Source organism: Lacisediminihabitans sp. H27-G8 (assembly GCF_046156175.1).
Classification (GTDB): Bacteria; Actinomycetota; Actinomycetes; order Actinomycetales; family Microbacteriaceae; genus Lacisediminihabitans.
The window spans coordinates 944,951-962,814 of record NZ_JAYLVL010000001.1 but is presented as its reverse complement, the minus strand read 5'-3'; the positions used below and the strand labels follow the sequence as shown (position 1 = coordinate 962,814).

16 protein-coding genes and 1 tRNA gene are annotated in these 17,864 nt (G+C 66.9%); 8 read left to right on the top strand and 9 right to left on the bottom strand.

The genetic code is table 11. The features are described 5' to 3' along the window. The first annotated feature begins 50 nt into the window (after window positions 1-50). On the top strand, window positions 51-953 hold the full coding sequence (locus tag VLI63_RS04605) for a LysR substrate-binding domain-containing protein (protein ID WP_409155723.1): 903 nt from the start codon (window positions 51-53) through the stop codon (window positions 951-953). A 136-nt stretch (window positions 954-1,089) separates the two neighbouring features. Here VLI63_RS04605 and VLI63_RS04600 read toward each other — a convergent pair whose 3' ends face one another. The 3 genes from VLI63_RS04600 to VLI63_RS04590 all read right to left on the bottom strand — a co-directional run bounded on the left by VLI63_RS04600 (window position 1,090) and on the right by VLI63_RS04590 (window position 6,123). Further along, window positions 1,090-2,715, bottom strand: a complete 1,626-nt coding sequence (locus VLI63_RS04600; protein WP_409155722.1) for a GMC family oxidoreductase — start codon at window positions 2,713-2,715, stop codon at window positions 1,090-1,092. After that, window positions 2,712-4,301 (bottom strand): AMP-binding protein, encoded by a 1,590-nt coding sequence (locus VLI63_RS04595; protein ID WP_409155721.1) that lies wholly within the window; start codon window positions 4,299-4,301, stop codon window positions 2,712-2,714. The genes VLI63_RS04600 and VLI63_RS04595 overlap by 4 nt, the downstream gene beginning before the upstream one ends. Window positions 4,302-4,362: 61 nt before the next feature. Beyond that, window positions 4,363-6,123 carry an aldehyde dehydrogenase family protein gene (locus tag VLI63_RS04590; RefSeq protein ID WP_409155720.1) on the bottom strand — a complete coding sequence of 587 codons (1,761 nt, stop codon included), beginning with the start codon at window positions 6,121-6,123 and terminating at the stop codon, window positions 4,363-4,365. Window positions 6,124-6,291: 168 nt separating this feature from the next. Between VLI63_RS04590 and VLI63_RS04585 the strand changes: the two genes are divergently transcribed. Beyond that, complete coding sequence (locus VLI63_RS04585; protein WP_409155719.1) at window positions 6,292-7,509, top strand: PucR family transcriptional regulator; 1,218 nt, start codon at window positions 6,292-6,294, stop codon at window positions 7,507-7,509. Here the strand turns inward: VLI63_RS04585 and VLI63_RS04580 are convergent. Continuing rightward, the gene (locus VLI63_RS04580; RefSeq protein WP_409155718.1) at window positions 7,506-8,675 is read right to left on the bottom strand and encodes a thiolase family protein; all 1,170 of its coding nucleotides are present in this window, start codon (window positions 8,673-8,675) and stop codon (window positions 7,506-7,508) included. The genes VLI63_RS04585 and VLI63_RS04580 overlap by 4 nt on opposite strands. Before the next feature lie 314 nt (window positions 8,676-8,989). Between VLI63_RS04580 and cysK the strand changes: the two genes are divergently transcribed. Continuing rightward, window positions 8,990-9,928 carry a cysteine synthase A gene (gene cysK / locus VLI63_RS04575; RefSeq protein ID WP_409155717.1) on the top strand — a complete coding sequence of 313 codons (939 nt, stop codon included), beginning with the start codon at window positions 8,990-8,992 and terminating at the stop codon, window positions 9,926-9,928. Continuing rightward, window positions 9,843-10,496: a serine O-acetyltransferase EpsC gene (gene epsC, locus VLI63_RS04570; RefSeq protein WP_409155716.1), complete on the top strand. Its 654-nt coding sequence runs from the start codon at window positions 9,843-9,845 to the stop codon at window positions 10,494-10,496. The genes cysK and epsC overlap by 86 nt, the downstream gene beginning before the upstream one ends. Before the next feature lie 5 nt (window positions 10,497-10,501). Here the strand turns inward: epsC and VLI63_RS04565 are convergent, their stop codons facing one another. Next, the gene (locus VLI63_RS04565) at window positions 10,502-11,140 is read right to left on the bottom strand and encodes an MBL fold metallo-hydrolase (protein WP_409155715.1); all 639 of its coding nucleotides are present in this window, start codon (window positions 11,138-11,140) and stop codon (window positions 10,502-10,504) included. Window positions 11,141-11,230: 90 nt separating this feature from the next. On the opposite strand from VLI63_RS04565, the gene VLI63_RS04560 reads away from it, so the two are divergent. Both VLI63_RS04560 and VLI63_RS04555 read left to right on the top strand, forming a co-directional pair. Next, window positions 11,231-12,133: a diacylglycerol kinase family protein gene (locus VLI63_RS04560; protein WP_409155714.1), complete on the top strand. Its 903-nt coding sequence runs from the start codon at window positions 11,231-11,233 to the stop codon at window positions 12,131-12,133. Between the two features lie 69 nt (window positions 12,134-12,202). Next, window positions 12,203-12,275 (top strand) — tRNA-Glu (locus VLI63_RS04555). Between the two features lie 511 nt (window positions 12,276-12,786). Here VLI63_RS04555 and VLI63_RS04550 read toward each other — a convergent pair. Continuing rightward, a complete protein-coding gene (locus VLI63_RS04550) occupies window positions 12,787-13,458 on the bottom strand; it encodes a DNA-binding response regulator (RefSeq protein ID WP_409155713.1) in 672 nt (223 codons plus the stop codon). A gap of 112 nt (window positions 13,459-13,570) precedes the next feature. Here VLI63_RS04550 and VLI63_RS04545 point away from each other — a divergent pair, with 112 nt between their 5' ends. Then, window positions 13,571-13,849 (top strand): GlsB/YeaQ/YmgE family stress response membrane protein, encoded by a 279-nt coding sequence (locus tag VLI63_RS04545; protein WP_354574691.1) that lies wholly within the window; start codon window positions 13,571-13,573, stop codon window positions 13,847-13,849. 99 nt (window positions 13,850-13,948) lie between these two features. On the opposite strand, the gene VLI63_RS04540 is transcribed toward VLI63_RS04545, so the two are convergent. Beyond that, entirely contained in the window at window positions 13,949-14,434 is a 486-nt protein-coding gene (locus VLI63_RS04540) for a DNA alkylation repair protein (protein ID WP_409155712.1), read from the bottom strand. A gap of 4 nt (window positions 14,435-14,438) precedes the next feature. Then, the gene (locus VLI63_RS04535) at window positions 14,439-14,831 is read right to left on the bottom strand and encodes a VOC family protein (protein ID WP_409155711.1); all 393 of its coding nucleotides are present in this window, start codon (window positions 14,829-14,831) and stop codon (window positions 14,439-14,441) included. 122 nt (window positions 14,832-14,953) lie between these two features. Here VLI63_RS04535 and VLI63_RS04530 point away from each other — a divergent pair, with 122 nt between their 5' ends. After that, on the top strand, window positions 14,954-16,333 hold the full coding sequence (locus VLI63_RS04530) for a D-alanyl-D-alanine carboxypeptidase family protein (protein WP_409155710.1): 1,380 nt from the start codon (window positions 14,954-14,956) through the stop codon (window positions 16,331-16,333). Between the two features lie 223 nt (window positions 16,334-16,556). Here the strand turns inward: VLI63_RS04530 and VLI63_RS04525 are convergent, their stop codons facing one another. After that, entirely contained in the window at window positions 16,557-17,843 is a 1,287-nt protein-coding gene (locus VLI63_RS04525) for an ATP-binding protein (protein ID WP_409155709.1), read from the bottom strand. Window positions 17,844-17,864 lie beyond the last annotated feature (21 nt).

Here is a 17,864-nt window from a genome sequence, read left to right as displayed (position 1 = left end):
GACCGTTTCTGACGAGTATTCTTAAGCGCAACTGATTGATAGGATGCCTGATGCTCGATGTGCGCCGGCTGCGTCTTCTGCGCGAACTCCAGATCCGCGGAACGCTCGCGGGCGTCGCAGAAGCCCTCAATTTCAGTCCCTCGGCCGTGTCCCAGCAGCTGAGCCAGCTCGAGAAGGATGTCGGTGTCGAGCTGCTGCGATCGTCGGGCCGCCGCGTGGTGCTCACGCCGGCGGCCGAGATCCTGGTGAGTCACACGGCGGAGGTGCTGCGCACGCTCGAGCGTGCCGAAGCGGAGCTCGCCTCATCCCTAACCACCATCACGGGCACCGTTCGAGTGGCGGTCTTCCAGTCGGCGGCGCTCGCGATCATGCCCGATGCGCTCGCCATCATGGAGACCGAGTACCCCGAGGTGCGAGTGGAGATGGTGCAGCGCGAGCCGGAGTCGGCACTACGGGAGACCTGGGCGCGGGACTTCGACCTCGTGATCGCGGAGCAGTACCCGGGGCACGCCGCCCCGCGGCATCCGGAGCTCGATCGGCGCACCCTCACGACAGACGCGATCCGTCTCGCTACGCCACCGTCGGATCGCGGGAGACTGCATCCCGCCTCCATCGAACGGGCATCGGATGCCGCGTGGGTGATGGAACCCCGCGGAACAGCCTCCCGGCACTGGGCCGAGCAAGCCTGTCGCCGGGCCGGGTTCGAACCCGACGTGCGGTTCGAGACGGCGGACCTTCAGTCGCACATCCGCCTCGTCGAGTCGGGTAATGCGGTCGCCCTCCTTCCCGACCTGGTCTGGATCGGCCGCGGGACCTCGGCCCAACTGCTGCTGTTACCGGAGAATCCGCAGCGCACGATCTTCACCTCTGTGCGGGAGGCGAGCAGCACCAGGCCCGCGATCGTGGCGATGCGCGCGGTACTGGACCGAGCGGTGCGCCTCGTCGCCGGCTGACCCGATATTGCTCTGAATCAGAGCCCGCGTGCCGAATATGCAGGAGATTCGCCCCGAAAGGCTGCGGATCGCAGCCGAATGGTGCTGTCGATGGCGAATCTCCTGCGTGTCGAGTGACGTCTTGTGCGCCGCCGGCTCAGCCGACTGAAGTCGCAGCCAGCGAACCCGACTTCGCTGACTGCAACAACAGGTCGGCGGCCTTTTCCCCGATCACCATCGACACGGCCTGGGTGTGCCCGCGGATGATGTCGGGCATCACCGAGGCATCCGCGACGCGAAGGCCCTGCACTCCGCGAACCCGCAGCTGTTCGTCGACGACGGAGGCCTCGTCCGTGCCCATGCGGGCGGTGCCGACCGGGTGGTAGAGCGTGTGGGCTGCCGTTTCGAGTGCGACGGTGTCCCGCTCGGCGCGCTCAAGGGCATCCGTTCCCTCTGGAGCGAGGAAGTGCGGCCCGGTGGTTGTCTTCAACGCGGGCGCCTGGAGGATATCCTCGCAGATTCCGAGGCCGGCCATCAACCGCGCCCGGTCGCTGCCCGCCGCATCACTGAGGTATCGAGGATCGATGATGGCCTTCTCGAGGGGGTCTGCAGAGGCGAGGGTGATCGTGCCGGTGCTCTGGGGCGTGAGGAGGATCGCTCCGATGGTGATCGCATGAGCCGGCGCGGGAACGAGGCCTTCGCCGATGAACGCGACCGGGGCGAAGATGATCTCGATGTCGGGCAGTTCCATCGCCGGATCCGATCGCACGAAACCATAGGCCTCCGCGACATTCGAGGTGAGCATGCCCCGACCCCTGGCGAGGAAGTTCACCAGTTCCGGTGCCTTCTTCGCGGAGAAGAGGGTGTCGCCCGAGGTCTCGACGATGAGGCCGGAGAGTAGGTGGTCGCGCAGATTCTCGCCCACCTCAGGCGAGTCGACCAGCACCGGGATTCCGTGCTTCTCGAGCTGCGACTTCCCGCCGATGCCCGAGAGCATCAGGAGCTGAGGGGTGTTCACCGCCCCGCCACAGAGCACCACCTCGTGATGCGCCATCGCTCGAGCGGTCTCCCCTCCGAGCACGTACTCGACGCCGATGGCGCGGGTGCCGTCGAACAGCACCCGGGTGGCCTGCGCGCCCGTGCGCACCGTGAGATTCGGCCGATCCTTCGATGGCACCAGGTAGCCGTCCGCACTGGAGAATCGTTTGCCCTTCTTCTGGCTCACCATGGTCTGGCTGAAGCCATCGGGCCGCGCGGTGTTCGGTGCCACGAGCGAATACCCCGCCTGCACAACCGCCTTGAGGAAGGTCGCGGTGTGCGATCGGGGGCTGCGCTGGTGCTCGATGCTGATGGCACCTCCGGATCCCTGGTCGGGATCCGAGTTCCCCTCGACCCGCTCGACACTCCGGAAGTAGGGCAGAAGTGCCGCATACGACCAGCCCGGCCCGGCGGTCTGTGCCCAGTGGTCGTAGTCGGCGGCGAATCCGCGCACCCACATCATGGCGTTGATCGACGACGATCCGCCGAGCATCCTGCCTCTCGGCCAGTAGATCGTGCGGCCGGAGAGCTGCGGCTGCGGAGTGGTGTCGTAGTTCCAATCCAGTTCCGACCGGAAAAGCGCCGAGAACGCGGCGGGAATGTGCACCTCGGTCTTCTTGTCGACGGGGCCGGCCTCGAGCAACAGCACCGAGCGGGTGCCGTCTTCGGTGAGCCGTGCTGCCAGTGCCGCCCCGGATGCCCCGGCGCCGACCACGACGAAATCGAAATCGTTCCCGGCGCTCATGCGGGCACCTCGAGGCTGCGGAGATCCTTGCGCAGGATCTTGCCAGAGCTGGACTTCGGAATCGTGTCGATGAACGCCACCTGGCGGATCTTCTTGTGCGGTGCCACGTGCTCGGCGACGAAGGCCATCACCTCTTCGGAAGTGATCTCGGCTCCCGGCTGCACCACGACGAATGCCTTCGGCACCTCTTCTCCCTCGGCATCATGGGCGCCGACCACCGCGGCATCCGCAATGCTCGCGTGGGTGAGCAGCAGGGCCTCGAGCTCAGCCGGAGCCACCTGGTAGCCCTTGTACTTGATGAGTTCTTTCAGCCGGTCGACGATCGACACGATGCCGTCCGATGAGACCGTCGCGATGTCACCGGTGTGGAGAAATCCGTCTTCATCGATGGTGGCGCGCGTTGCCTCGTCGTTGCCGAGGTAGCCACGCATGATGTTCGGGCCGCGACAGAGCAGCTCGCCGGGCGCACTCGTCCCCTCGGCGGGAATCTCGATCTCGTCCCCGGTCGCCGGGTCGATGAGCTTGCACTCGATGTTCGGCAGGGTGATCCCCACCGAACTGAGGGGGATGTCCGCCCGGCTCACCGGGATGCTGTGCGAGACCGGGCTCATCTCGCTCATGCCGTAGCCCTGCCGCACCAGGCAGCCGAGGCGATCCGCCACCGCCTTGCCGAGTGCGCCGTCGAACGGCGCGGCGCCGGAGACGATGACTTCCATGCTCGAGAGGTCGTACTGGTCGATGAGCGGATGCTTCGCCAGCGCGACCGCGATCGGGGGCGCGATGAACGCCCAGTTGATGCTGAAGTCCTGAATGATGCGCAAGAACTCCGCGAGATCGAATCGGGGCATCGTCACCAGCCGTGCCCGACTGCGGAATGCCATGTTGAGGAGCACGGTCATGCCGTAGATGTGGAAGAACGGCAGCACCGCGAGCACGCGGGCATCGGCATCCGCTCCGAGGAGTGGCAGGGACTGCGCGACATTCGCCACCAGGTTGCGATGGGTGAGGATCACCCCTTTCGGCCGCCCGGTGGTGCCCGAGGAGTACGGAAGCACCGCGATCTGCTCGGCAGGATCGAAGCTCACCTCCGGTGCCGGATTGTTCTCCATCATCAGGTCACGCAGGGAGGCGAAACCCTCGGCACCGTCCAGCACGATCACCTGGTCGTCGGCGATGCCCGCCCGGGATGCCGCGTCCCGTGCGGAGGCGAGAAGCGGCGAAACCGTGAACAGGAAGCGCGCCTTGGAGTCGACGAGCTGCGTGCCCATCTCCTCCCCGGTGTAGAGCCCGTTGACCGTTGTTGCAGTGGCGCCCGACCGCAGGATGCCGTGGAACACCGCGGCGAAGGCGGGCACGTTGGGGGAGTGCAGCGCCACCACATCCCCGAGTCCGATGCCGCGGGCCGCGAGTGCGCCCGCAACGAGGTCGATCTGGCCGATCAGCTGGCGATAGCTCGTCTCTGCTCCGGACGCGCCATCCACGATGGCGATGCGGTCGAGATCGGCCTCATCGATGCTCGCGAACAGGAAGTCGTAGATGCTGAGGTGCGGGATCTCGACATCGGGCAGGGGTCCTCGAAAAACCACGTTAATCTCCTTTGATCGTGTGGTGGATGGTGCGGGTGAACGTTGCGAGAAACCTACCCGGTCAGGCGCGGAACGCGGAGATGAATATCGCCGGCATCTTGAGCCACGAGGGCGCCGCAGCGAATCCGGCGAGCAAGCGCCCCGTCTTCTTCGCACTGCGGGCGGTCACGAACCATGGGGGCTTCGGGAACAGCGCGAACTCGCCGTGGAGAGCTGACCGGGGGAATGGACGGAACGGGCCACGGGCGATCGTCTTCTCGGTCTCGGCGAGAAGGAGCGCATTGTGCACGACCCCGATACCGCTCTGCACGTGTTCGAGGCTGTGCCCGGGAAACGCGCCCCAAGGGGCTCCCGGTGTGAGGAAGCCGAGCGCGGTCCAGGTGTTGACCGCGATGGTTCCGTAGTCGAGCCTCGAGAGGGCGTTCTCGAATCCGGCACCGAGGCTCTTGATGGTGCTCGGCAGGCCGATGATGTTGGCTCCGAGCGTGCCGACGAAGTCGCGGTTCACCGTGTCGACCGCCCTGTCGAGGAACGCCTGGCCGCTGCCGGGGAGTTCGATCACTCCGAGCACGGGGGAGAAGTACTCGGTGGTGAGCAACGTCGAGGCGTCGTCTTCGGCGTGGATGTCGACGAGCAGGCGACCGCCGCTCGCCCCGAACTTCTCGGCTCCCGGGTACGAGTTGGATGCCTGGCCGACGCGCACGTCGCTGCCGGGGTACCACGGGGCGCGGTCGGGGGTGCGGGCGAGCGCACTGCGGAGTTCGGCGAGGAAGGCCTTGCGCTGCGGCCACTGCGAACTGAGCACCACTATCTGGCCGGCGATGCAGTTGTATCCCCCGTTGTGCAGTCGCTGCGTGACCACATGCTCGGCCTGGTACTTGAGGTCGGCCTTCGACCAAGCACCCGGAAGCACGATGATCGGCGCGACGCCGCCCAGTTCGCTGGTGATGGGCTTCGCCAGAAGAGGGGTTCCCGCGGCGCGGCGCGTGGCCGCACCCGGTCCGGTGCCCCACACGATCACATCGTGGGTCGCCGCGCTGCCGGTGATGTGCACGTGCGAGATACCGGGATGGTTGGCGAGGTAGCTGCCGACATCTCCGGCACCGGTCACGATGCGCAGCAGGCCGAGGTCGATCAGCGGTTTGAATGCTGCCGAGTATGGCGCGAGCATCCGGTCCATCACCGGGTTGAGTTTGAGCAGGGCGACGCGATTGTGGGCGATGAGCTCATAGAGCACGTCGAGCGGTGGGATGGAGGTGATGTTGCCGGCGCCGAGCACGAGACCGACCCCGTCGGTCTCTGTCGGTGTGCGGGCCCCGAGGCCGGCGGATGCGCGCACCGCCTTCTCGGAATCGCCCGGCTTCATCCAGACTTCCGCGCTGAATCCGTGGAGCAGCAGCGCCTCATAGGGGTTGGCGGGCAGCACCGGAACGCTCACGCGGCCGCCGGGGGCGGTGCCGAGCTTCGCGTCCGCGATGGGGCTCTTTCCCTGCGCGATGGCGCCGAGCGTGTGCTGGAGGGCGAGGAGAGAAGAGAGCACGATGTACGGTCCCGAGATCCACTCCTCACCCACGTAGGCGGAGTCCGGATCGAGATTCTTGGTGCGCACGGCGGCATCGACCCACTGGTCGGCCGCCGCGGCGACGGTGGAGTGGACCTTGCCGAGCAAGGCGATGCGAGCCGGAATCGGCATCTTCGCCCACCGGGACTCACCTTCGGCGAGCTGGCTCACCGCGGCATCCAGTCCGGCGCGAACCTCCGCGTCGAGGGCGGGGGTGGAGGGAGCGGCCGTGGCGGGCACGGTCGGGTCTGTGGTGGTCATCAATCTCCTTTGATCGCTGCCGACTTGGTCACGGGCATAGTCGAAACGACCACGCCTCACCAAGGAACCTTCAGTATCGCCCACGAACCCCCCGAGTGCGATAGGCGAACGCCGTCTGTTCCCTGAATACCGTTGTGCCCCCGCACAATACGGAGCTACAGTCCTCTCATGTCCATCGACCAGGGTCCACGGCGGGTGATCGCGCCAGAGCACCGCGCAGCCCGTGCCGAATCCGCCGACTTCTTCCTCGAGCTCGTGGACTCCGTCGGGCCGATCACCGACGGTGTTGTCGATCAGATCCTCGCGGGGGAGAACGAATACGCCGAGAATCCGATGCCGCGGGAGCTTCTGCATTCGATCGTGAGGGAGAACATCTCCGCGCTGCTCGCCACCCTCGCCGGCACGACGGACTCCCTTGCCGCTCCGCGTCGAGCCGGTCGCATCAAAGCCGAGCACGGCATCCCGATGGCGAGTCTGCTTCACGCGTACCGGCTCGCCGGATTGCAGCTCTGGGACGAGATGATGGCGCGGTCGGTCGGCAGCCAGCGGGCCGAGACGCTCTTGCACCTCTCTTCGGATGTCTGGGGAATCATCGACCTCTTCTCCGGCGCGGCCGCGGAGTCCTATCGGGCCTTCGTCGACGAGCGGGACCGCCGCGATGAGCAGGCGCGCAGCGTCATGCTGCTCAGCCTCCTCGATGGGAGCGCCACTCCCGGGGAGATCGGCCGGCTGCTTCGTGCGCTCGAGCTGCCAGAGCACGCCCACTACCTGGTGATCGCCGCCGAGCGCAGCAGCAGCGGCGCGGATCCGGTGCCGGAGGTGCACGGTCGACTGAACGCCGTCGGAATATCGTCAGCCTGGACCGCCTGGAAAGGCGAATACGTGGGCCTCGTCGGGATGCCGCGGCACGCGGAGATCGACCGTGCCATCGCCATCGTGGCGGCCACAGCAACCTCCCGGGTCGGCATCAGCAGAACATTCACCCAGCTCTCGGCCTCCCCGGATGCCGTCGACCAGGCCCGGATGTCGGTCGAATGCATCGCCTCCCCGGGCGTCGGCATCCACCGCTACGGATCGGCCCCCCTCGACCTGCTCCTCGTGGCGCAACCCGGCTACGGTGCGGAACTGCGTGACGGCGTCTTCGGTCGGCTGTTCGGCCCGGACTGCGCGGATGGCGCAGTGTTGCTCGACACCCTCGAGGCCTGGTTCGACGCCGATGGGTCGACCTCCGACGCCGGCAGACGGATGCACTGCCACCGCAACACGGTGCTCTACCGTCTCGGGCGCATCGCCGAACTCACCGGTCGCTCGGTGGCGCGTCCGGCCGAGGCATCCGAGCTGTATGCGGCGCTGCGAGCGGTGCGACTCGGCGGTACCCGCGCCTAGAGTCGCTCGATGATCGTGGCGTTCGCCATGCCACCGCCCTCGCACATCACCTGCAGGCCGTAACGGCCGCCGGTTGCCTCGAGGTGATTCACCATGGTGGCGAGCAGGCGGGCACCGGATGCCCCGAGCGCGTGCCCGAGGGCGATCGCACCCCCGCGGGGGTTGAGCTTCGCCGCATCCGCTCCCGTCTCGGCGAGCCAGGCCAGCGGAACGGGCGCGAAGGCCTCATTCACCTCGAAGGCGTCGATGTCGTCGATGGTGAGACCGGCTTTGGCGAGTACTTTCGCTGTCGCGGGGATGACCCCGGTGAGCATGAACAGGGGGTCGCTGCCGGTCACGGCGAAGCTGTGGAAGCGGGCGCGTGGCTTCAGCCCGAGTTCCGCGGCCTTCGATTCGCTCATGATGAGGGTCGCGGCGGCCGCGTCGGTGAGGGGCGAGGAGTTGCCCGGGGTGATGTTCCAGCCGATTTCGGGGAACCGCTCCGCGAACCGCTCGGTGTAGAAGGCCGGCTTGAGACCGGCGAGGCCCTCGGCGGTCGTGGTGGGGCGAACCGTCTCGTCGGTGGTGACGTCGCCGACGGCGATGAGTTCGTTGGCGAAGAAGCCGCCGGCGGTCGCTTCGGCGGCGAGCTGGTGCGAGCGGGCCGAGAAGTCGTCGAGCTGCGCACGGGAGAATCCCCACTTGCTCGTGATGAGTTCCGCGGAGATACCCTGCCCGACGAGACCCTCGGGGTAGCGCGCGGCCACCTGTTCTCCGTAGATGTCCTCGCCCATGATCGAGTAGCCGATCGGCGCGCTGCTCATCGACTCCACTCCGCAGGCGATGGCGATGTCGTAGTTGCCGGTCATGATGCCCTGGGCGGCGAAGACTGCAGCCTGCTGGCTCGATCCGCACTGGCGGTCGATCGTGACGGCGGGCACGTGATCCGGGAACCCGGCGCCGAGTACAGCGTTGCGGGTCACGTTGTAGGTCTGCTTGCCCGCCTGCGCGACGCATCCGCCGATCACATCGTCGACGGTGGCCGGGTCGACACCGTTGCGTTCGACGAGGGCGCGGAGGGTTGTGGCGAGAAGATCCACGGGATGAACCCCGCTGAGCGAGCCGCCCGGCTTGCCGCGGCCGGACGGGGTGCGGATGACGTCGATGATCACTGCGGAGTTGTTCATGGGGACTTCCTTGTCTGGGGTCCCTCCAGCTTAGGCACGCGCCCTGGGGAGTCTTGCGCGATTCTCGCCGGCCTCAGACCATGTTCCCGACCGGCAGACCGTGCGCCCTGGGTCAGCAAATGCCGACTGACCGCGCCGCGCTTCTCCTGCCTGCCGGGCGCACCGGCAGTCGCACCCCGTAACTTTCACCGAAATCTCGGGCATTCCGGGTCATAATCGGGAAGGATTTCGCCCCGAGGGCGTTGACACCGTGGTACCCGAAAATCGTCGTCGACAGGCAACTGCCGTCTGGCCTGGAACAGAAAGCGCAGCCCATGCCGCAACGCATCTACAACGACATCACCGAGATCTTCGGAAACACCCCGCTGGTGCGCCTGAACAAGGTCGCCGGGGGACTCGGCGCCACCGTGCTCGCGAAGCTGGAGTTCTACAACCCCTCCGCCAGCGTCAAGGACCGCCTCGGCATCGCCATCGTCGACGCGGCCGAAGCGTCCGGCGAGCTGAAGCCGGGCGGCACGATCGTGGAGAGCACGAGCGGCAACACCGGTATCGCACTCGCGATGGTCGGCGCGGCCCGCGGCTACAAGGTGATCCTGACGATGCCGGAGTCCATGAGCAAGGAACGGCGGATGATCCTGCGCGCGTACGGCGCGGAGCTCGTTCTCACCCCTGGCCCGGGCGGTATGCAGGCCGCTGTCGATCGGGCTGCGGAGATCGTGGCGAACACCCCCGGAGCCGTCTACGCCAAGCAGTTCGCCAACGCGGCGAACCCCGCCATCCACCGGGCCACCACCGGTCCCGAGATCTGGAACGACACCGAGGGCGCTGTCGACATCTTCGTGTCGGGCATCGGCACCGGCGGAACCATCACCGGAACGGGCGGATACCTCAAGGAGCAGAAGCCCGACCTCGTGGTCATCGGCGTCGAGCCGGCCGAGTCCCCGATCCTCAACGGGGGAGCGCCCGGCCCCCACAAGATCCAGGGAATCGGGGCGAACTTCGTTCCGGAGATCCTCGACCGTGACGTCTACGACGAGATCATCGACATCGACATCGCCCAGTCGGTGGCGATGGCCCGCCGCCTCGCCGCGGAGGAGGGAATCCTGGCCGGGATCTCGTCCGGAGCGACGGTGCAGGCTGCCCTCGAGGTTGCTGCCCGCCCGGAGAATGCCGGCAAGACCATCGTCGTCATCGTCGCCAGCTTCGGCGAGCGGTACCTCTCGACGGTGCTGTACGAAGACCTCGCGGACTGATCGGGTGCCTTTCGGGGGCGTTCGAGAAGACGTGCGGATGGCTCGGCAGAAGGATCCGGCTGCGCGGTCCGGCGCCGAAGTGTTTCTCGCCTACTCCGGGCTTCACGCCGTGTGGGGATACCGCATCGCCCATCGGCTCTGGATGTGGCGGTGGTATCTCGCCGCGCGAATCTACTCCCAACTGGTGCGCTCGCTGACCGGGGTGGAGATCCACCCCGGCGCAACCATCGGTCGTCGACTCTTCATCGACCACGGCATGGGCGTGGTCATCGGAGAGACGGCGGTCGTGGGAGACGACGTATTGCTGTATCACGGCGTCACCCTCGGCGGCACGAGCTCTGTGCGGGAGCGCCGGCATCCGACGATCGGCGATCGGGTCACCATCGGGGCAGGTGCGAGCGTCCTCGGGCCGGTCACGATCGGTCACGACTCGATCATCGGTGCGAACGCCGTGGTGGTGACCGATGCTCCGCCGAATTCCGTTCTCACCGGCATCCCGGCGCGGGTGCGCCCGCGCATAGCCACTCCGGTCGAGGAGACCTTCACCGACCCCGCGATCTACATCTGACGCCGCTACAGGTCCAGCGCGTCACCCGGCTCGAGCGCGACGTACTCTCCGCCGCCCTGCTCCACCGCCCACTTGAGGCGATCCCCGCCCATGCCCTTGCCTGCCGTCGACAACACCATCTCGTGGGTGGCGAAAGCACGGCGCGGGCGCACGGCGAGCACGAAGTCGATGGCCTCGCCGATCTTGAGCCACGGCGCTCCGACGGGCGCCGCGAGGGTGTCGACTTCGACGCCCTCCGGCACGGTGAAGGAGTCTCCCGGGTAATAGAGGGAGTCGTTCACGAGCACTCCGACGTTGTCGACGATCGGGATCGAGGAGTGGATCACGGCGTGCTTCTCGCCGAAGAAACGGAGCGAGAAAGGCTCCGCATCGATCACATCGCCATCTTTCACGACAGTGATGTCGAAGTCGGTTGCGGCGACCGCGACGCCCTCCGGGCCGTACAGTTTCGCGTTGGGATTGCGGTCGAGGATGTGAGTGAGCTGGTCGGCAGTCCAGTGGTCACCGTGTTCGTGGGTGATCACCACGGCGACGACGTCGCTGAGGCCGACGAGGGCTGTGGTGAAGACTCCCGGATCGGTGACGAGCGTCTTGCCCGCGGATTCGAGGATGAGGCAGGCATGTTCTTGTTTGGTTACGCGCATTTTCCAGACTGTACTCGCACAAGTGCGCCTCGGGATGTTCGCCAACGGCATCCGACATACTGGGCTGATGACGACATCGGCGCCGCTCTCGTGACGGCCCTGCGCGTCGTCGTCGCCATCAATCCGTCTGCGTCGTTCGGCAGAGGCCGTTCGGTCGGGCCCGCCGTCGTGCAGGCCCTGCGCGGTGCCGGTCACCGGGTGACCGCCCTGAGCGAACCCACCTTCGCCGATCTGCACCGGGAGGCCGAAAAGGCGATCGCACTCGCCCCGGACGCCCTGGTGGTCGTCGGCGGTGACGGCATGGTCAGCCTGGGCACGAACCTGGTCGCCGCAACCGCCATCCCCCTCGGAATCGTGCCCTCCGGCTCCGGAAACGACGTTTCGCGCGGCCTGAAGATACCGATCGGCCAGACGGATGCCGCCATCGACCTGCTGCTGGCAGCGCTCGGCCACGAGCCACGCGTGATCGACGCAGTGCTCGTGCGACGCTCGGGCGAGGCGGATCGCTGGTACGCGGGAGTGCTCTCCGCCGGGTTCGACGCCCTGGTGAACGAACGTGCCAACCTGTGGCGCTGGCCCCGCGGAAAGAGCCGGTACAACCTCGCCCTCCTGCGCGAACTCGCGACCCTCCACCCCACCACGTACCGTCTCGTGCTCGACGGGGTCGAGTGGAACACCGCCGGCACCCTGGTGTCGATCGCCAACAACACGTCCTTCGGCGGGGGGATGCTGATCACCCCCGACGCGCTCCTCGACGACGGGCTGCTCGATGTGTGTGTGGTCGAACCGCTCTCGCGGACCGCCTTCCTCGGCATCTTTCCTCGAGTCTTCAAGGGCACGCACGTGACCGATCCGCGGGTCTCGATCCGTCGCGCCAAGCGAGTGAGGATCGAAGCGGATGGAGTGGTCGCCTACGCCGACGGAGAGCGGGTCGGACCACTGCCCCTCGAGATCGAAGTCGTGCCCGGAGCCCTGAGGGTCCTCGTGCCCTGACCGGAGCATCCCGCACCGTTTTGGTGCGCCTGGCTCGCGTGTGGCATACTCGTTGAGTTGTCCACTTGCGGCCCCATCGTATAGCGGCCTAGTACGCTGCCCTCTCACGGCGGTAACACCGGTTCGAATCCGGTTGGGGTCACAACCGGTCCGGATGCCAGCGTGTGCTGGGGTCCGGGCCTTTTTTGTTAAGGCCTCTGGGCGTCCGTCGGAATGTGTCCCGATTCCGGCCGTTCGCGGTTGATTGTGACGGGTGGGTGCTCGGCGGGGGTGCCCGGGTCGGTGGATGGGCGGGCGGTGGATGTGCGGGCGGGTGTGCGGGTCGTCCGGCAAGATCTGTTCCCAAGCAGCCCGTTCGGCGTTGATTGTGACGGGTGGGTGCTCGGCGGGGGTGCCCGGGTCGGTGGATGTGGGGGTCGTCCGTCGCAAACTGTTCCCAAACGGCCACGGCGCCGCGATTTGTGACGGCTCAGAGGGGAATGGGCGGTGAACTCACCCGAGCAAACCTGAGGGCCGAGCAAACCTGAGGGCCGAGCAAACCTGAGGGCCGAGCAAACCTGAGGGCCGCCAAACCCAAGGGCCGCCGAGCCCAAGGGCCGCCGAACCTATGGGCCGCCGAACCCCAGGGCCGCCAAACCCCAAGGCCGCCGAACCTAAGGGCCACCGAGCCAGTGGTCTATGCGGTGGTGGTCGGGGGTGAATCCATGGCCGACTCCCCACAGCACCGCCTGGCTTCGGCTCTGCGCGCCGATCTTGCGATAGGTATTCCTGATGTAGGACTTCACCGTGTTGGGGCTGAGATACGTGAGTGCCGCCACCTCCGCGTTGCTCTTGCCCTGCGTGATCAGGGCGAGGATCTCGGACTCGCGATCCGTGATGCCCTCCCGCCGCCCGGGCCAGTCCAGCGCGATCGCGCTTCCCGTCCGTCGTGCAGGTTCGCTGATCACTTCCTCTCCGGCGTGCACCAGCTCGAGGGCCGAGACCAGTTCGTTCGCCGCCAAGGTCTTGGAGAGGTATCCCTTGACTCCCTGCTCGCGGGCGCTCTCGACGAGGCGGGGATGGAAGTTCCAGGTGTAGACCACGACGTTGCGGGCCTTGGGGTTGTTGACCAGCGCGTTCAGCTCCTGATGGTCGGACTCCGGCTGAGCGAAGGAGTCGTACATCACGATGTCGACCGAGTCGTCCAGCGACGCATTCGAGTCGATTTCGGAGACGAGGATGCGGTCGCGGTAGTCGTCGAACATGTGCGCGAGGCCCTTCAGCACGACGTCGTAGTCGTCGACGAGCGCGACGGTGAGAGGGCGGGAGGGGGCAGAGTTCGGCATCCCTGCACATTACCTCCCTAGGGGTGTGACGAACCACCCCCCTTGGAGGAGTTGTCTGGTCATGTGGCCCGCTGAGGGTCGCATCGAAAAGACACAGCGCAAGGAGAATCTCATGCTCGGACTCATCATCAGCATCATCATCGTCGGACTCATCGCCGGAGCCATCGCCCGCCTGGTCGTGCCCGGAAAGCAGAGCCTGTCCATCGGAATGACCCTGCTCCTCGGAATCATCGGATCGTTCGTCGGCGGATTCCTCGGCTACCTGCTCCTCGGTGCCGACCCCTCCGGTGGATTCTTCCAGCCGGCCGGCATCATCGGCTCCATCATCGGCGCGATCATCGTGCTCCTCATCTGGACCCGAGTCGGAAGCCGTCGCACCTCGCGCCGGTGAGCCCTGCTTCGGATCGACACACGATCCTCCTGAGACGCCCGGATGCCCGCCGAAAGTCGGCCTCCGGGCGTTTCTCTGTGGGAACCGCCGCCGCGAAAGTCAGGCGAGCCGGACGAGGTGGCGTGCGGCCTGCCGCAGCCACGGATTGCTGGCGAGCGACCACCGCTGGACCGCCACATTCGCGCGGGCTCGGCTCGCACCATCCAGTGCCTCGAACAGCGGCACGATCACGTCGACGATGAGCGGATCGGCCAGCGCCGGACTGCGCGCCTCGCGCAGGAAGCCCTCGAGGCGGGTGAGGTCGGAATTGTCGAGGAGGCGCACGTGAGTCTGCAGCAGGACGACCGCCCCGAGCCTCCGCTCGTAGACGGGGACGCTCCACAGCTCCGAGGCGAGCGCGGCGATCTCGTCGTGTCCGAGACCGGGGTACCGGAGAGCCACGGCGCGGATGGTGCCCCGGACGGCACCGACCGATGCACCATAGAACTGCAGGTCGGATCCGATGCGCGCCTCGTCGGTGAGGGCCCGCTGCCAGGTGGCTTCGAGCTGGAGGGCGGCATCCACGAACTCGCCGGCGTCACTCACCGCGCTAGGCGAGGGGCTGCGCGATCTCCCAGATGTGACCGCCCGGGTCCTGGAAGCTGGCCGTGCGGATGCCCCACTCGCGGTCCATCGGACCGTTCAGCAGCTGCACCCCCCGCCCGGTGAGCTCGGCGCACATGGCATCGACGTCCTCCACATCCAGGGTGAGCTGGAGCCGCGAGCCGCCCTGGGCAGCGGCCACCGCGGCGGGTTCGATGAGGCTCACTGCCTCGGAGGACTTCAGCAGGTTGATCATCGTGTTGTCGAACCGGAACACTGCGGAGTTCGCGTCTTCGAAGAGGATCGGCAACTGGAAGACCTGGAGGTAGAAGGACTTGGTCGCCGCCAGATCGTCGACGAAGAGCGTGATCGCGCTGATCGATCCGGGCCACGGTGTCATGGGCTTCCTCGTTCCTGTCGCTGTAAAAGTTACGCCTTCGGATCCGTTTTGTTCGCGAACCAGCCATAACATGAGCATATGTACTCAAAGTCGGAGACCGGCGTTCGCGCTATGGCGGCACGATGACCGGGACCTCCGGCGCGACGGACCTCGCGGACTTCTCGGAGATGCTCGAGCGCGGAGCGGATGCCCCGGGCTCGGATCCGCTCGATCCGGCCGTGCGGGCGTCGGCTCGCCGCCGTCGCATGCGCCGCCGAATCGCGGGGCTAGTCGTGGTGCTCGTGATCGTGGCAGCGGTCGGCACCCACCTTCCGGTCGCACTCCTCGCGCCGCTACCGACTGCCGTGCTCACCGCGACCAAGCCAGCCCTCAGCGTTCCCGGTGCCGTTCAACTCACGCTGCCGGCTCAGGGGGAGTCTGCCGTGAGCGTCACCGGTGCCGAGACCTTCGCCGGAACGGTCGGTACCAATGGCATCCTGGCATCGAGCGGAGGACCCGGGCCCCTGCCGATCGCGAGCATCAGCAAGCTGATCACCGCCCTGGTGGTGCTCGAGGCAAAGCCGCTGACGGGCGACGACGCCGGACCGACTCTCACCTTCAGCAAGGCCGATCACGACCTCTACGACCAGTACTACGTGCTCGGCGCCTCGGTCGAGCCGATGAAGACCGGCAGCACACTGTCGGAACACGATGCGCTCGCGCTCATGCTGGTGGCATCGGCCTGCAACTACGCTGACGCGGTGAGCACCTGGGCGTTCGGATCGCGCGGCCGATATCTCAGTGCGGTCAAGACCTGGCTCTCCGTCCACGGGCTCAGCGGAACGACCATCGTGGAGCCGACCGGAATCGACGCCAGGAACGTCAGCACTCCTGCCGACCTCATCGCCATCGGCAAGCTGGCGATGGCCAATCCGACTCTGGCGTCCATCGTCGGCTCCCGCACCGTGGACGTGCCGGGCATCGGAGCTCTGTCGAACAACAACATCAGCCTCGGCTCCGAGGGGATCGATGGCATCAAGACCGGCACCCTCGACTCGGCAGGTTCCTGCCTGCTCTTCTCTGCCACGGTGAACGTCGGCCTGCCGAAGCCGATCACGATAACCGGTGTGATCCTCGGCGGAAGCAGCCGCGAAACCGTGAACAGTGACGCCCAGATCCTGATCCGCAGCATCGAGTCGGGCTTCCATGTCGTGACGCTGGAGTCCACCGGCACCGTGGTGGGGCGCTACTCCACCCCGTGGAAAGACGGCGCTCGAGTGGTGACGGGCGATCGGGCGTCCGTGCTCACCTGGTCGGATGCGCCGATCACCTCCACCATGACCATCAGACCGCTGTCGATCACGGCAGGCAAGACCGCTACCGACGGATCGACGGTCGGCAGTCTCGACTTCACCGTCGACGGAAACTCGATCTCGGTGCCCCTCGTGCTGGACGGCTCGATCTCCGGGCCGGGCGGATGGTGGCGCCTGACGCATCCTGAGGTGCTGCTCGGCGGCCACTGAGCGGCCGTCGCCGGCCACAGCGCGCCCGGACTTCAGCGTGCGCGCAAAACTCAGGGTTGCGCCACGCTCAGCGTCCGCGCAAAACTCAGGGTTGCGCCACGCTCAGCGTCCGCGCAAAACTCAGGGTCGCGCCACGCTCAGCGTCCGCGCAAAACTCAGGGTCGCGCCACGCTCAGAGCCGCGCCAACCTTAGAGCCGCGCCGACATCAGAGCTTCGCCATGCTCAGAGCCGCGCCAACCTCTCGATGTCTTCGAGGAACTCCGCGGCGACCTGCGGAGACACCGTCGTGCGAGTGGAACTGATCGCGGCGATGTAGTCCTGAGTGCTCGGGCCGGCCGGGCCAGAGGCATCCGCCCCCGAGAAGAGGGCACGCTCGAGCGCCTCCTGCGATGCTCGACGCGCTGCGTACTCGACATCGGCGGGGGAGAATCCGTCGCTCGCCACGACGAGGGCATCAAGATCGACCAGGCCGTCGACGGATGCGGGGATGTAGCGCTCCCAGATGGCCAGTCGGGCCGCGACATCCGGCAGTCCGATCGGCACGACATAGTCGAAGCGCCCGTGGCGGAGGAAGGCGGAATCGAGAGCGCGGATGAAGTTTGTCGCGCAGACGAGAAGCCGTCCCGGTTGTTCCCGGAACGCCGGGATGATCTTCAGCAATTCGTTGGTAACGCCCTGCAGGGCCGAGGGCGGCTCCCCGCCGCGCTGGGCGGCGATCTCCTCCACCTCGTCGATGAACACCACAGCGTGTTCGAGCTCGGAGATCTTGAGGAAGGTCTCGCGCAGAGCGCCGGCCAATCCCTTCGGGTCGGCGGCGAGCCGTGAGGGGAACACCTCCACGAACGGCCATTCGAGGCGGGAGGCGATCGCCTTGGCGAAGGTGGTCTTACCCGTGCCGGGCGGACCGAACAGCACGACGGCCTTGGGCGGTACGACCCCGTATTGCTCAGCCATATCCGGTTTGGCCAGGGGCATCACGAGTCGTCGCTCGAGCAGTTCCTTCTCCCGCTGCATGCCACCGACCCCCTCCCAGAGATCTCGGGGAAGGATGCGTCCGCCCAGCTCGCTCAGCGAGCGCAGCTCTTCGCGCTGCACCGGGATGTGGCGTTCGAAGTAGCGGAGGTTCTTCTTGACCTCGAAGCCGCGATTGAGGAAGGCATCCACCCGGCTGGCGGACTCCGGCATCAGGGCAGAGAGCTTGGCCAGCCCGTGCGGGGCCATCCGATTCTCCAGGGCGGCGAGCATCGCCGTACCGATGCCCTGCCCCTGCCACTGCCGGGCCGTGGAGAGGAACACGATCCAGCCCTGGGCGTGGGCGGCCCGACCGACAGCGGCTCCGATCACCGTCTCACCGTGCATGGCGACGACGGCATGGTCCTTCTGGCAGGACGCCAGCACCTCGGAGAGGCCGTACACCGGCTCCGTCCTGGCGGCAGTGATCTCCTCCCACAGGTGAAGAATGCCGTCGAGATCGTCCGAATGGAAGTCTCGGATGCGCCAACCGGTCATTGGGGCTCCCTCGCGTGAATG

Coding starts and splice junctions, on each gene's coding strand:
- VLI63_RS04605 (WP_409155723.1), top strand. CDS start 51: ATGCTCGATGTGCGCCGGCTGCGTCTTCTGCGCGAACTCCAGATCCGC.
- VLI63_RS04600 (WP_409155722.1), bottom strand. CDS start 2,715: ATGAGCGCCGGGAACGATTTCGATTTCGTCGTGGTCGGCGCCGGGGCA.
- VLI63_RS04590 (WP_409155720.1), bottom strand. CDS start 6,123: ATGACCACCACAGACCCGACCGTGCCCGCCACGGCCGCTCCCTCCACC.
- VLI63_RS04585 (WP_409155719.1), top strand. CDS start 6,292: ATGTCCATCGACCAGGGTCCACGGCGGGTGATCGCGCCAGAGCACCGC.
- VLI63_RS04580 (WP_409155718.1), bottom strand. CDS start 8,675: ATGAACAACTCCGCAGTGATCATCGACGTCATCCGCACCCCGTCCGGC.
- cysK (WP_409155717.1), top strand. CDS start 8,990: ATGCCGCAACGCATCTACAACGACATCACCGAGATCTTCGGAAACACC.
- epsC (WP_409155716.1), top strand. CDS start 9,843: ATGCCGGCAAGACCATCGTCGTCATCGTCGCCAGCTTCGGCGAGCGGT.
- VLI63_RS04565 (WP_409155715.1), bottom strand. CDS start 11,140: ATGCGCGTAACCAAACAAGAACATGCCTGCCTCATCCTCGAATCCGCG.
- VLI63_RS04550 (WP_409155713.1), bottom strand. CDS start 13,458: ATGCCGAACTCTGCCCCCTCCCGCCCTCTCACCGTCGCGCTCGTCGAC.
- VLI63_RS04545 (WP_354574691.1), top strand. CDS start 13,571: ATGCTCGGACTCATCATCAGCATCATCATCGTCGGACTCATCGCCGGA.
- VLI63_RS04535 (WP_409155711.1), bottom strand. CDS start 14,831: ATGACACCGTGGCCCGGATCGATCAGCGCGATCACGCTCTTCGTCGAC.
- VLI63_RS04530 (WP_409155710.1), top strand. CDS start 14,954: ATGACCGGGACCTCCGGCGCGACGGACCTCGCGGACTTCTCGGAGATG.
- VLI63_RS04525 (WP_409155709.1), bottom strand. CDS start 17,843: ATGACCGGTTGGCGCATCCGAGACTTCCATTCGGACGATCTCGACGGC.